Source organism: Cupriavidus sp. 2KB_3, assembly GCF_052115685.1.
Taxonomy (GTDB): domain Bacteria; phylum Pseudomonadota; class Gammaproteobacteria; order Burkholderiales; family Burkholderiaceae; genus Cupriavidus; species Cupriavidus campinensis.
Map to the genome: position 1 here is coordinate 116,858 of NZ_JBFRHD010000017.1, position 11,916 is coordinate 128,773.

Here is an 11,916-nt window from a genome sequence, read left to right on the forward strand (position 1 = left end):
GTCGGCAAGCGGCGCGGCCTCTCAGTCTACTGCATCCGGGCCCGGTACTGCACCCGGTGCGGTTATTTCAGCGACACATTGTCGTTCAGGATACGCGGCGTCAGGAACACCAGCAGCTCGGTGCGGTTGTTGACCTTGGCGTTGTTCTTGAACAGGTAGCCGAGCACCGGGATATCGCCCAGGAACGGTACCTTGTTGTAGTTGTTGCTCTCTTCCTGACTGTAGATACCGCCGATCACCACGGTGCCGCCGTTCTCTACCAGCACCTGCGTCTGCACGTGCTTGGTGTCGATGGCGAAGCCGTTGGTGGTCTGGATACCCACACTGTCCTTGTTCACGTCCACATCCAGCAGCACGTTGCCTTCCGGCGTGATCTGCGGCGTGACCTCGAGCTTCAGGTTGGCCTTGCGGAACTGCACCGAGGTGGCGCCGCTCGACGTGGCGGACTGGTACGGCAACTCCGTACCCTGCTCGATCAGCGCCTTGATGTTGTTGGCAGTGACCACACGCGGGCTGGAGATGATCTTGCCCTTGCCATCGGCTTCCAGTGCCGACAGTTCGAGCGCCAGGAAGCGGCCCGCACCGGCGTTGAAGATGCTGAACGCCACCGATGCCGGGTTCGTGCCGTTGATCGCGGCGGCCGGCAGGCTCAGAGCCGGGCCGTTATCCCACGTGGCGTCCTGGGTGATCGGGCTCACCACATTGGTGTAGGTGTTGCCGTAGCCGGCCCCCGACCGCTGCGAGGCAAAGCCCAGCTTCACACCGAGGTTGCGGCTGAAGGTGTCGCTGGCCTCGACGATACGAGCCTCAATGATCACCTGACGCACCGGGATGTCGATCTTCGTCAGGAAGTTCTGCACTTCCTCGAGCTTGCTCGCCACGTCCGACACAAACAACTGGTTGGTACGCGGGTCAGCCGTCAGCGAGCCGCGCTTGGACAGCATGCGCGTCGCGCCCATCGTCCCTGCCGCACCACCCGAGGCCACGCCACCCGAGCTGGCGCCCGAACCGCCGGTGGTCTGACCCAGCAGCATGCGGCGCACATCGTCTGCCCGCTGGTAGTTGAGCTGGTAGACCTGGCTGCGGATCGGCTCGAGCTCGGTGATCTGCTGCGCCGCCTCGAGTTCCAGCTTTTCCTTGGTCGCCAGTTCCGCCTTGGGCGCCACCCACAGCACGTTGCCATTGCGGCGCGAGGCCAGCCCCTTCGAATCCATCACGATCTGGAGCGCCTGGTCCCACGGCACGTCCTTGAGACGCAGCGTCAGGTTGCCCTGCACCGTGTCGCTCGTGATGATGTTCAGGTTCGTGAAGTCTGCGAACACCTGGAGCAGCGAGCGGATGTCGATGTTCTGGAAGTTCAGCGACAGGCGCTCGCCCCGGTAACCCTGGCCGGCGATCAGCTTGTTCGGGTCGTCCTTGACCGGACGCACTTCCACCACGAACTGGTTGTCGGTCTGGTACGAGCTGTACTCCCAGTTACCGCGCGGCTCGATGGTCAGGCGGGCGTTGCCGTTGGCGTCGCTGGCGCGCATGCCCTGCACCGGCGTGCCGAAGTCCGTCACGTCGAAGCGGCGGCGCAGATCCTGCGGCAGCGAGGTACCCATGAAATCCACCACCAGGTTCTGGCCCTGCTGCTGGATATTGATGCCCGAATCGCGCGAGGACAGGTCCACGACCACCCGGCCCGCACCGTCGGTGCCGCGCCGGAAGTCGATATTGCGCAGCGCCGCGCGGTTAGCCGCCTGGGCCGGCGCCGGGCTGGCCGCGAACGTCGGTGCCGCCGTCGTGCCGGTCTGCGTCACGTTGTCCAGCAGCACCACGAACTGGTTGCCGCGCACTTCCGTGCGATACGTGGCCGTGCGGCTCAGGTTCAGCACCACGCGGGTGCGGTCCCCGATCTGCATCACATTGGCGCTCTTGAGCACCTTGCCGGCGTACTCGTACTGCGCACGGCCGGCAGGGAAGCCCGTGTCGAAGAAGTCGATCGCGATCTTCGCCGGATTCTGCGTGGTGAAGTCCGCAGGCTTCTGCGTGAGCGGCCCTTGCAGGTCGACCGTGAACACGGTCTGCTCGCCAACGACGTTGGCTTCCACCTGCTTGAGCTGGTTAGTCTGAGCGTGTGCGGCCGGAGAGGCCAGCACCAATGCCATCGCTGCCGCGCCCGCAAGCGCCCGGTACCATCGTGCCGTGATCATGCGGATGCCTCCAGCTTCAGGCTGGTCATTTTCTCTTTCCAATCTGAGACCCCTTCCCGAACCAATTCGCGCAACACGATCTCTTGATCGTTGATGCGGACCACCCGGCCATAACTCTGGCCGAGATACTGACCCACTTTGACGTGGTGGATCTTGTTATCTACGCGTACGACACCGTAGGTCTCGCCGTGTTTTTTCAGCATGCCGAGCATCTTGAAGTTTTCCAGCGGGAATTCCTCAAGCGGCTCGCGTCGCCGTCCGGCCTCCGGCGACTCAGACATCGTCTTGTTCAGCTCACCGATCTTGGTCTGCGCGAACGGCTCCGGCGACGTGCGCCCGCCGTACTCGCGCGGCACGTACGGCTTGACCTCGGGCAGCGGCTCCGGCGGCGGCGCCTTGGCGGCGCGCGTCTGGCTCATCCATTGCTGCAGCCCTTCGTCCTCGCTGGCGCCACAGGCGGTCAGCGTGGTGGCGGCGAGCACCGCGACAGCGGCGGCGGCCAGCCGGCGCGGCGTCCGGGACGTGCGTGACATCAAGGCAATGCGATGCGGGGGGCGATGTGTCAGCCGGATCACTTGGCACCTCCCTTGGCCTTCTTGGCGGCGGCATCCGCGGCGGCGCGGCGCTGGGCGGCCTGCTCGTCCGGGTCCAGGGCGCGGTAGGCCATGGCCTGCGCTTCCATCGACAACGTGCCGTCCTTGGCCACCGCCATGTTCAGGTTGCGCATCGAAACGATCCGGGAGAGCGCCGCCACGTCCGCGTTGAACAGCGCGACGTCGTGATAGCGGCCGGTGACCTTCAGGTTCACCGGAATTTCGGCGAAATACGGCTTGATGGCGGCGGGCTGCGGCTTGAACAGCTCGAACTGGAGACCGCGCGCCACGCCGGCATGGTTCACGTCAGCCAGCAGCGCATCCATCTCCGTGCTGTTCGGCAACTGGCGCTCGGCCAGCGCCACGCGCTTTTCCACTTCCACCTTCTGGGCACGCAGTGCGTCCAGGTTGGCCACCTGCGCCACCTTGGTCTTGAACGACTGCTTCAGCGTCTCGTGCTCCGCGTGCTTGCGGTCGAGTTCGGTGTTCTTGTCGCTCCAGTAGAACTGCCAGCCGAGCACCAGCACGATGACGGCGGCCAGCGTCGAGAACAGCAGGCGCGGCGCGGCCGGCCAGGTCTCGGGCTCGTTCAGGTTCAGGCCGCGGAACTGCGCGGTGATGTCCTGCAAGGAAATATCCGAATTGAGCGCCATGATCAGACCTTCCCCGCTGCAGGTTTGGCCGCGGCATCGGACGCGGCGCCCTTCTTCTTGTCGCCGGGCACTTCCGGCGCGCGATAGGAGAACCGCATCGAGAAATCAAACAGCCGGCGCTGCTCGCGCAGGTTGTTGGTCATCGTCACGGCCTTCGATTCCACCAGTTCGGCGCGGTCGAGCCACGTCACCTGGTCGATATTGCGTAGCAGTTCGGACACGCGCTCGTTGGACTGCGCCACGCCAGCCATGACAAAGCTGTCGCCGGTCTGCTTCAGGCTGGTCAGGTAGACGCCTTCCGGCACCTGGCGCACCAGCTCCTCGAGCAGCTGCACGGGCAGGTTGCGCTCCGCCTGCAGGCTTTCGATGGCGCGCTGACGGTCCAGCAGGGCCTCGATATCCTTCTTGAGCGTGTTGACCTCGCGAATCTGGCCGTCCATCTGCGTGTTGGCCTGCTGCAGCACGGCATTGCGCGCCGTCACGGCCTCGATCTGCGAGTCGATATAGAACCCGCCGATCAGCACGATGACCGCCCCGGCGGCTGCCGCGCCGCCCAGGAGCGAATAGACCTTTTTGCGCCGCGCGGCCTTGCGGGCCTCGTGATACGGCAGCAGGTTGACCGACGGGATGGTGTTCGTCGTCGTGGACATGCTTCTCCCCCCGTGGGTTATTGCAGCCCGCGCAATGCCAGTCCCGCACTGACGATGTAGGCCGGCAAGTCGCGCTGGAGATAGCGCTCGTTGACGTTGCCTGCGGTCATCATGTTGGCGAAAGGATTGGCCAGCGTGGTAGTGATCTGCGTCTGCTGCTGGATGGCGGCCTGCACCCCCAGCAGCGAGGCATGTCCGCCCGAGAGCAGGATCTCGTCGACCCGGCCCAGGCTGGAACTGGCTACGAAGTTGCCGATGGCGCCCTGCACTTCCATCGCCAGGGCTTCCAGCGACGGCTTGAGCAATTGCGCGCGCCACGCCTCAGGCAGCGTGTTCTTGCGCTTCTTGATCTCGGCCTTGAGGGCATCCAGCGTGAACATGCGCGCGGCGCTCTGCGTGAGCTGGTCGCCGTAGCTGTTCAGGGGCTGTTCGTAGAGTTCCTTCCAGCCCTGGTAGAAGATCGCCTTGGAGCGACTGCCACCGAGGTGGATGACGGCGACCACGGGGAGATCCTTGGCGTCGGTCTCGGTCAGGGAGGACGGCACACCGAGCATCTGTACGACCGAGCGCTGCACGGCGTACTCCTCGACATCCATCACCTGCGGTTTCAGGCCAGCCATTTCGGCCGCCGTCACCCGCTCCTGCACGCGATCGCTGTTGGCGGCCGTCACGCGCACGCCAATCCCGCCTTCGGTCTCGTTGGGGCCAATCACCGCGAAGTCGAAATTCACCGCCTGGGAAGGCGGATAGAGGCGGTGCGCCTCCGATTCGACCTGCGAATAGAGTTCGTCCTCGGACAGGTTGTCCGGAAGACTGACAGTCTGAGATTCCGTCAGCATGGACGGCACGCCAAGGACAACGTCCTTGGTACGAATACCGGCCTTGCCAAGGGCTCGCTTCAGCGCGATGCCCACGGCCTCGATGTTGACGACGTTGCCATCGGCAACGGCGTTGCGGTCCAGCAGTTCGCTGGCGCATTTTTCCAGCCTGAAGTCGTGTTTGCCCGCCCCAACGGACAGCTCCACGACCTTGACGCTGGACGACCCGATATCCACGCCGACCGTAGTCCGGCGCAGAAGACCCGACAAGATGCCCCGTCGCAAGGTGACCCCCTGACATTTGAACTCGCCCACGGCATGACTGCTCTAATGGGGCGAGCCAGTTAGTTTCTTGGATGAAACGTTTGCTCTTTTATGTTCGTGGATTCTCACAAAAAGCAGAGGCGCGCGCAATGTGCCGATCTGACCACGCTTTCTTTTTCAGACGGGCCGCGCGAAAGCGTTGCCAAAATCCCACGGTCCACCTCAGGCCCGTTACATAGCGTCGCGCCACAGCATCGTTGGCGCCAAATCGGCCTCCCGGCTGCCCCCCTCCTCCGTGACACCCGCCAACCCGCCCTGCGCCAAAGACCTGCGCGTCGTGACAACCTGATCTCAACAGGATTACATCTTGTAACAGCGCGATAGCGCCTTTTGCGGCACGGCGCACCGGGGGCGCCCCATCCCCGACGATATAATCCGGGCACTCTGATTAGGTAAACCCTTATGGCCACAGCACAACAGAAGCCGTCCCTTCCCGTCCGCCGTCCGCTCTGGGCGCGGATCATGTTCGGGCTGATCGGACTGCTTGTCGCCGGGCTCGTCGCCGTGGCGCTGCTGGTGGGCTATGCGCTGGTGGTGGCCGCGCCCAACCTGCCGTCGCTGGACACCATCACCGACTACCGCCCGAAGATCCCGCTGCGGATCTACACGGCTGACAACGTGCTGATCGGCGAGTTCGGCGAGGAGCGCCGCAACTTCGTGCCGATCACCGAGATCCCGGACGTCATGAAGAAGGCCGTGCTCGCGATCGAGGACGACCGCTTCTACGAGCACGGCGGCGTGGACTTCGTGGGCGTGCTGCGCGCCGGGCTGGCCAACCTGCGCGGCGGGCTGTCGCAGGGCGCTTCCACCATCACCATGCAGGTGGCGCGCAACTTCTTCCTCTCGAGCGAGAAGACCTACACGCGCAAGATCTACGAGATGCTGCTGGCGTACAAGATCGAGGCGAACCTGACCAAGGACCAGATCCTCGAGCTGTACATGAACCAGATCTACCTGGGTCAGCGCGCCTACGGCTTCGCCAGCGCCGCGCGGGTCTACTTCGGCAAGTCGATCAAGGACGTGACGCCGGCGGAAGCCGCCATGCTGGCCGGCCTGCCGAAGGCGCCGTCGGCCTACAACCCCGTGGTGAATCCGCGCCGCGCCAAGGTGCGCCAGGAATACATCCTCCAGCGCATGCGCGACCTCGGCTACATCACACCGGAGCAGTACGACCAGGCCGTGCGCGAGGAGCTGAAGGTGCGTGGCGAGGGCAACGAGTTCTCCACCCATGCCGAATATGTCGCGGAAATCGTGCGCCAGCTCATGTACGCACAATATCGCGAGGAAACCTATACGCGCGGCCTCAACGTCTACACGACGCTGAACAAGGCTGACCAGGATGCCGCCTACGACGCCGTGCGCGGCGGCATCATGACCTACGAGCGCAAGCACGGCTATCGCGGCCCGGAGGCGTTCATCGACCTGCCGTCGAATCCGTCCGAACGCGAACAGGCCATCGACGACGCTCTGGTGGAGCACCCGGGCAGCGACGACCTGCGCTCGGCCGTGGTCACCAGCGTGACGCCGAAACAGGTGCGCGCCACACTGCTCTCTGGCGAGGTGGCGACGATCGAAGGCACGGCGCTGCGGTTTATCGCGCCGTCCCTGTCGGCCAATGCCCAGCCGAAGGTCAAGATCCGCCCCGGCGCGATCATCCGCGTCACGCAGGATGCCAAGGACAACACGTGGTCCGTCACCCAGCTGCCCGAGGTGGCGGCCGCCTTCGTCTCGTTGAATCCTGAAGATGGCGAGATCCGGGCGATGGTCGGCGGCTTCGATTTCAACCGCAACAAGTTCAACCACGTGACGCAGGCTTGGCGCCAGCCGGGCTCCAGCTTCAAGCCGTTCATCTACACGGCCGCGCTGGAGAAGGGCTTCTCGCCCGCCACGGTGATCAACGACGCCCCGCTGACGATCGGCCCGGACACCGGCGGCCAGGTCTGGGAGCCGAAGAACTACGACGGCAAGTTCGAGGGCCCGATGACGATGCGCCGCGCGCTGGCCAAGTCGAAGAACCTCGTATCCGTACGAATTCTGCGCGCCATCGGCACCCAGTACGCGCAGGACTACATCACGCGGTTCGGCTTCGAGGCCGACAAGCACCCAGCCTACCTGCCGATGGCGCTGGGCTCCGGCGCGGTGACGCCGCTCCAGATGGCCGGCGCCTACTCGGTGTTCGCCAACGGCGGCTATCGCGTCAATCCGTACCTGATCCAGCGCGTGGTGGATTCGCGCGGCAACGTGATCTCCGAGACCCGTCCGCAAAAGGCCGGCCAGGACGCCGTGCGCGTGCTGGACGCCCGCACCGCGTTCATCGCCGACAGCATGCTGCGCGAGGTGGTGCGCAGCGGCACGGCCAACCCGGCCAAGCAGCGCCTGGGCCGCAACGACATGGCCGGCAAGACCGGTACCACGAACGATGCCGTGGATGCCTGGTTCGCCGGCTACACGCCGAAACTCGTGGCGATCGCGTGGATGGGCTACGACCAGCCCAAGAGCCTGGGCGTGCGCGAAACCGGTGGCGGCCTGGCGCTGCCGATCTGGGTCAGTTATATGAGCAAGGCGCTCAAGGGCGTGCCCGAGAGCCCCGATCGGCAGCCGCCGGAGGGCGTGGTGATGGTGGCCGGCGACTGGACGCTCGAGGAGAACGCGGCGGGTGCCGGCGTGGCCTCGGTGGGACTGGGCGATCCGTGGCCCGGCAAACCCGACGAGAGCGCGCGCCCGGTGCAGGATACCGAAGCCGAGAAGCGCAAGATCCTGGAGATGTTCGGCGGCGCCTGAGTGCCAGAACAGTCCGGACGATTATTTTCGCCCCAACAAAAAACCGGCCCTCGTGGCCGGTTTTTTGTTGGTCGGGACCGAAGGGTCTCAGCCGAGCGTCAGCGTGGTGCCCGCCTGCTGGCTCATATAGGTGGAGAGCGCCGCGTACAGTTCAGCGCCACTGCGCGTATCCATCCACTTGGCGCCGTCGTGGCGGAAGTGGAAACCGCCGGCCTTGGCCGCCACCCACAGTTCCTGCATCGGCGCCTGGCTGTTCACGATGATCTTCGAGCCATCCTCGAATTCCAGCTCCATGACATTGCCGGTGCGGTTGATCTCGACATCGGCATCGGCCGCATCGGCGGCGGCTTCGATATCGGCTTCCAGCCGGTCCAGGGCCTTGCCGGCCAGTACCAGGAACTCGCTTTCGGTGAGGGGGGGCATGCTACACTCCAAGGCCGCCGGCAGCGCGCCCGGACAGACGTCCCGGAGCGCGATCCGGCTGGCGGAAAAATGGAAAATTGTCGGGATTTGCCGCGGATTCCTGCGGATTCCGGGCCGTTTCGCCAGCCATCCAGAAAGTCACCCCAAGCCATCCAAGGCATTCAGACAATGAAGGACTCCCCGAAGCTGCGTCGTGGTGCGATTGTATCGGCGTTTGCCGCCACACTCGTGATGACCCTGGCCGGATGCGGCGTTCGCGGCCCGTTGACCATGCCCCGGGTACCGCCCGCCCCGACCCCGCCCACGGTGCCCGATCCGGGCCTGGGCCAGACGGGCGCGGTGGCGCCGGCACGGCCGATGGGCGAACCCGCCACCAGCGCGCCGGTTCCCGCCGAACCGGCCACGACCACGAATTCGACGAAGTAACCCGGGCGCCTCGCCCCTCCGCACGCTGAACATGACTGATTTCTTTACCCGCCGCGACGGCGCCCTGGCTGTCGAACAAGTGCCGCTGGCCCGTATCGCGGCCGAGTTCGGCACGCCGACCTACGTCTACTCGCGCGCCGCGCTGACCACGGCCTACCAGGCCTACGCCGCCGCCTGCAAGGGCCGCAACGCGCATGTGCAATTCGCCGTGAAGGCCAATTCGAACCTGGCCGTGCTGCAGGTCTTCGCCCAGTTGGGCGCCGGTTTCGATATCGTGTCCGGCGGCGAACTGCTGCGCGTGCTGGCCGCCGGCGGCGACCCGCGCAAGGTGGTGTTCTCGGGCGTGGCCAAGAGCGAGGCCGACATGGCGCTGGCGCTGGCGCACGACGTACGCGGCTTCAACGTCGAATCAATCCCAGAACTGGACCGGCTGAACGCCGTGGCCGGCCGGCTGGGCAAGCGCGCACGCGTGTCGCTGCGGATCAATCCGGACGTGGATGCCAAGACGCATCCCTATATCTCAACCGGTCTCAAGGGCAACAAGTTCGGCGTGGCGTTCGAGGACGTACTGCCGACCTACCGCGCTGCCGCCGCGCTGCCGCACCTGGAGGTGGTCGGCATCGACTGCCATATCGGCTCGCAGATCACGGAAGTGGCGCCCTATCTGGAAGCGCTCGACAAGGTGCTCGACGTGGTGGAAGCGCTCGAGCGCGAGGGCATCCGCCTGGACCATATCGACGTGGGCGGTGGCCTCGGCATCACCTATGCCGACGAAACCCCGCCGGACATCACCGGCTTCGCTACCACGCTGCTGGACCGCGTGGCCGCCCGTGGCCACGGCCACCGCGAGGTACTGTTCGAGCCGGGCCGCTCGCTGGTCGGTAACGCCGGCGCGCTGCTGACGCAGGTGGAATTCCTGAAGCCCGGCGCAGCCAAGAACTTCTGCATCGTCGATGCGGCGATGAACGACCTGGCCCGCCCGGCGATGTACGAGGCCTACCACCGGATCGAGCCCGTGGCGCCGCGCGCCGACGCGCCCGTGACCTATGACGTGGTGGGCCCGGTGTGCGAATCGGGCGACTGGCTTGGCCGCGACCGCGTGCTGGCCGTGCAGCCGGGGGACCTGCTGGCGGTGATGTCAGCCGGCGCCTATGGCTTTGTGATGAGTTCCAATTACAACACCCGGGGCCGCGCCGCCGAGGTGATGGTCGATGGCGACACCGTGCACCTGGTGCGCGAGCGCGAACTGCCGGCCGACCTGTTCAAGGGCGAGCATCTGCTCAAGGGCTGATCCCGCGGCGCCCCTCTGCCCCCGGCGGGGGGCGCGCCGTCTTCGCTACGCGGCGCGCTTGCGCGCCCACCACCACATCCGCAGGCCTAGCAGCACGAACACCACGGCGGCGTAGATCGACACTTCGCTGAAGTCGTTCTTGCCCGCCTTGTGCCACCAGAAATGCAGGATGCCGAGCACCGCGATCGCATAGACCGCCTTGTGCAGCGCCTGCCACCGCTTGCCGCCCAGGCGCTTGACCATACCGTTGGTCGACGTGGCCGCCAGCGGCACCAACAGCACGAACGCGGCAAACCCGACCGTGATAAATGGACGTTCTGCGATGTCCTTGATCATGTACGCGACGTCGAACCCGCGATCCACGCCCAGCCACAGCAGGAAGTGCTGCACGGCGTAGAAGAACGCGAAGAGCCCGAGCATGCGCCGTAGCTTGATCAGCCAGTTCCACCCGGTGAAGCGGCGCAGCGGCGTGATGGCCAGCGTGACGCAGAGCATGACCAGCGTCCACGTTCCGGTGGATCGCGTGACGAATTCGAGCGGATTGGCGCCGAACTGCGCCGTGACGCCGAGGTATAGCAACCGGGCGAACGGCAGCAGCGCCAGCATCCACACCAGCACCTTGATGGCGCGTACGCCCGAAGGCGACAGCGTCGCCAGCCCGCCGGCGCGGGGAGCGGGCGGCGCGCGTGACACCGTGGCTTGATTCGCGATCATGTCCGGCTCCGCCATCAGAAGTTCTTCTTCAGATCCATGCCCTGATACAGCGACGCCACTTGCGCTCCGTAGCCGTTGAACGGCAGCGTCTTGCGCTTGGGCGCGAACAGCGCGGAGAACCCGCCGCCGCCCTTCTCTTCGCCGATGCGCCGCTCGGTGGCCTGGCTCCAGCGCGGGTGATCGACGTCCGGGTTCACATTCGAATAGAAGCCATACTCATTCGGTGCGGCCAGGTTCCAGCTGGTGGGCGGCTGCTTGTCCAGGAAGCGGATCTTGACGATGGACTTGGCGCTCTTGAAGCCGTACTTCCACGGCAGCACCATGCGCACCGGCGCGCCGTTCTGGTTCGGCAGCACCTCGCCGTACAGGCCGAAGGTGAGCAGCGCCAGCGGGTGCATCGCCTCGTCCATGCGCAGCCCTTCGCTATACGGCCAGTCGAGCACGGAGCTACTGATGCCGGGCATCTGCTTCTTGTCGGCCAGCGTGATGAACTGGACGAACTTCGCCCCGGGAAGCGGCTCCACGCGGCGGATCAGTTCGGCGAGCGGATAGCCGATCCACGGAATCACCATCGACCACCCCTCCACGCAGCGCAACCGATAGACGCGCTCCTCCTGCGGGGCGAGCTTCACGAGTTCGTCGATGTCGTAGACCTTCGGATGCTTGACCAGCCCTTCCACCGACACCTGCCACGGCCGCGGACGCAACGTGCCGGCGTTGCGGGCCGGATCCGACTTGTCCGTGCCGAACTCGTAGAAATTGTTGTACGTGGTCACGTCCTCGTAGGGCGTGCGCTTCTCGGTGATCACGTAGCTGTTGTTCGGCGTGGCCGCCAGGCGCTGGCCCTTGCCCGGGCCTGCCTGTGCGAACGCCTCCCGCGCGAACCACGGTGTCAGCGCGCTGCCCGCGGCGCCGGCGGCGGCCAGCGCGAGCAGGCGACGACGCGATTCGAAGATATGGCGCGGGGTGATCTCGGACGTGGCGATATCGTCACCACGAAGCCATTTGGGGGAGGGGATCAACATGATGGGAGTTCCTGATGGCCGCA

At 65.6% G+C, this 11,916-nt stretch carries 11 protein-coding genes; 3 read left to right on the plus strand and 8 right to left on the minus strand.

Annotated elements, in window-relative coordinates:
* Positions 1-62: 62 nt before the first annotated feature.
* The 5 genes from pilQ to pilM are packed head-to-tail and all read right to left on the minus strand — an operon-like array spanning position 63 to position 5,179.
* Positions 63-2,195 carry a type IV pilus secretin PilQ gene (gene pilQ / locus AB4120_RS19005; RefSeq protein ID WP_149137217.1) on the minus strand — a complete coding sequence of 711 codons (2,133 nt, stop codon included), beginning with the start codon at positions 2,193-2,195 and terminating at the stop codon, positions 63-65.
* A complete protein-coding gene (locus AB4120_RS19010; RefSeq protein ID WP_149137216.1) occupies positions 2,192-2,728 on the minus strand; it encodes a pilus assembly protein PilP in 537 nt (178 codons plus the stop codon). Before AB4120_RS19010 ends, pilQ begins: the two co-directional genes overlap by 4 nt.
* Before the next feature lie 38 nt (positions 2,729-2,766).
* Positions 2,767-3,441, minus strand: coding sequence for a type 4a pilus biogenesis protein PilO (locus AB4120_RS19015; RefSeq protein ID WP_149137215.1), 675 nt, complete (start codon positions 3,439-3,441; stop codon positions 2,767-2,769).
* Between the two features lie 2 nt (positions 3,442-3,443).
* Positions 3,444-4,091, minus strand: coding sequence for a PilN domain-containing protein (locus tag AB4120_RS19020; protein ID WP_092299361.1), 648 nt, complete (start codon positions 4,089-4,091; stop codon positions 3,444-3,446).
* Positions 4,092-4,108: 17 nt separating this feature from the next.
* Positions 4,109-5,179: a type IV pilus assembly protein PilM gene (pilM, locus tag AB4120_RS19025; protein WP_177219987.1), complete on the minus strand. Its 1,071-nt coding sequence runs from the start codon at positions 5,177-5,179 to the stop codon at positions 4,109-4,111.
* Between the two features lie 456 nt (positions 5,180-5,635).
* Here pilM and AB4120_RS19030 point away from each other — a divergent pair, with 456 nt between their 5' ends.
* Positions 5,636-8,014, plus strand: a complete 2,379-nt coding sequence (locus AB4120_RS19030) for a penicillin-binding protein 1A (RefSeq protein WP_149137214.1) — start codon at positions 5,636-5,638, stop codon at positions 8,012-8,014.
* An 87-nt stretch (positions 8,015-8,101) separates the two neighbouring features.
* On the opposite strand, the gene cyaY is transcribed toward AB4120_RS19030, so the two are convergent.
* A complete protein-coding gene (cyaY, locus tag AB4120_RS19035; RefSeq protein WP_149137213.1) occupies positions 8,102-8,437 on the minus strand; it encodes an iron donor protein CyaY in 336 nt (111 codons plus the stop codon).
* A 168-nt stretch (positions 8,438-8,605) separates the two neighbouring features.
* Between cyaY and lptM the strand changes: the two genes are divergently transcribed.
* A complete protein-coding gene (lptM, locus tag AB4120_RS19040) occupies positions 8,606-8,863 on the plus strand; it encodes an LPS translocon maturation chaperone LptM (RefSeq protein ID WP_149137212.1) in 258 nt (85 codons plus the stop codon).
* A gap of 31 nt (positions 8,864-8,894) precedes the next feature.
* Positions 8,895-10,154, plus strand: coding sequence for a diaminopimelate decarboxylase (gene lysA / locus AB4120_RS19045; protein WP_149137211.1), 1,260 nt, complete (start codon positions 8,895-8,897; stop codon positions 10,152-10,154).
* Positions 10,155-10,199: 45 nt separating this feature from the next.
* Here the strand turns inward: lysA and msrQ are convergent, their stop codons facing one another.
* The gene (gene msrQ / locus AB4120_RS19050) at positions 10,200-10,868 is read right to left on the minus strand and encodes a protein-methionine-sulfoxide reductase heme-binding subunit MsrQ (RefSeq protein ID WP_262389525.1); all 669 of its coding nucleotides are present in this window, start codon (positions 10,866-10,868) and stop codon (positions 10,200-10,202) included.
* Positions 10,869-10,882: 14 nt separating this feature from the next.
* Positions 10,883-11,893, minus strand: coding sequence for a protein-methionine-sulfoxide reductase catalytic subunit MsrP (gene msrP / locus AB4120_RS19055; RefSeq protein ID WP_441642709.1), 1,011 nt, complete (start codon positions 11,891-11,893; stop codon positions 10,883-10,885).
* Positions 11,894-11,916: the final 23 nt, after the last annotated feature.

Excerpts from the sequence above, each read along its gene's own strand:
- AB4120_RS19020 (WP_092299361.1), bottom strand. The coding sequence starts at position 4,091 with ATGTCCACGACGACGAACACCATCCCGTCGGTCAACCTGCTGCCGTAT.
- AB4120_RS19015 (WP_149137215.1), bottom strand. The coding sequence starts at position 3,441 with ATGGCGCTCAATTCGGATATTTCCTTGCAGGACATCACCGCGCAGTTC.
- AB4120_RS19010 (WP_149137216.1), bottom strand. The coding sequence starts at position 2,728 with ATGTCACGCACGTCCCGGACGCCGCGCCGGCTGGCCGCCGCCGCTGTC.
- cyaY (WP_149137213.1), bottom strand. The coding sequence starts at position 8,437 with ATGCCCCCCCTCACCGAAAGCGAGTTCCTGGTACTGGCCGGCAAGGCC.
- pilQ (WP_149137217.1), bottom strand. The coding sequence starts at position 2,195 with ATGATCACGGCACGATGGTACCGGGCGCTTGCGGGCGCGGCAGCGATG.
- msrP (WP_441642709.1), bottom strand. The coding sequence starts at position 11,893 with ATGTTGATCCCCTCCCCCAAATGGCTTCGTGGTGACGATATCGCCACG.
- msrQ (WP_262389525.1), bottom strand. The coding sequence starts at position 10,868 with ATGATCGCGAATCAAGCCACGGTGTCACGCGCGCCGCCCGCTCCCCGC.
- AB4120_RS19030 (WP_149137214.1), top strand. The coding sequence starts at position 5,636 with ATGGCCACAGCACAACAGAAGCCGTCCCTTCCCGTCCGCCGTCCGCTC.
- lptM (WP_149137212.1), top strand. The coding sequence starts at position 8,606 with ATGAAGGACTCCCCGAAGCTGCGTCGTGGTGCGATTGTATCGGCGTTT.
- lysA (WP_149137211.1), top strand. The coding sequence starts at position 8,895 with ATGACTGATTTCTTTACCCGCCGCGACGGCGCCCTGGCTGTCGAACAA.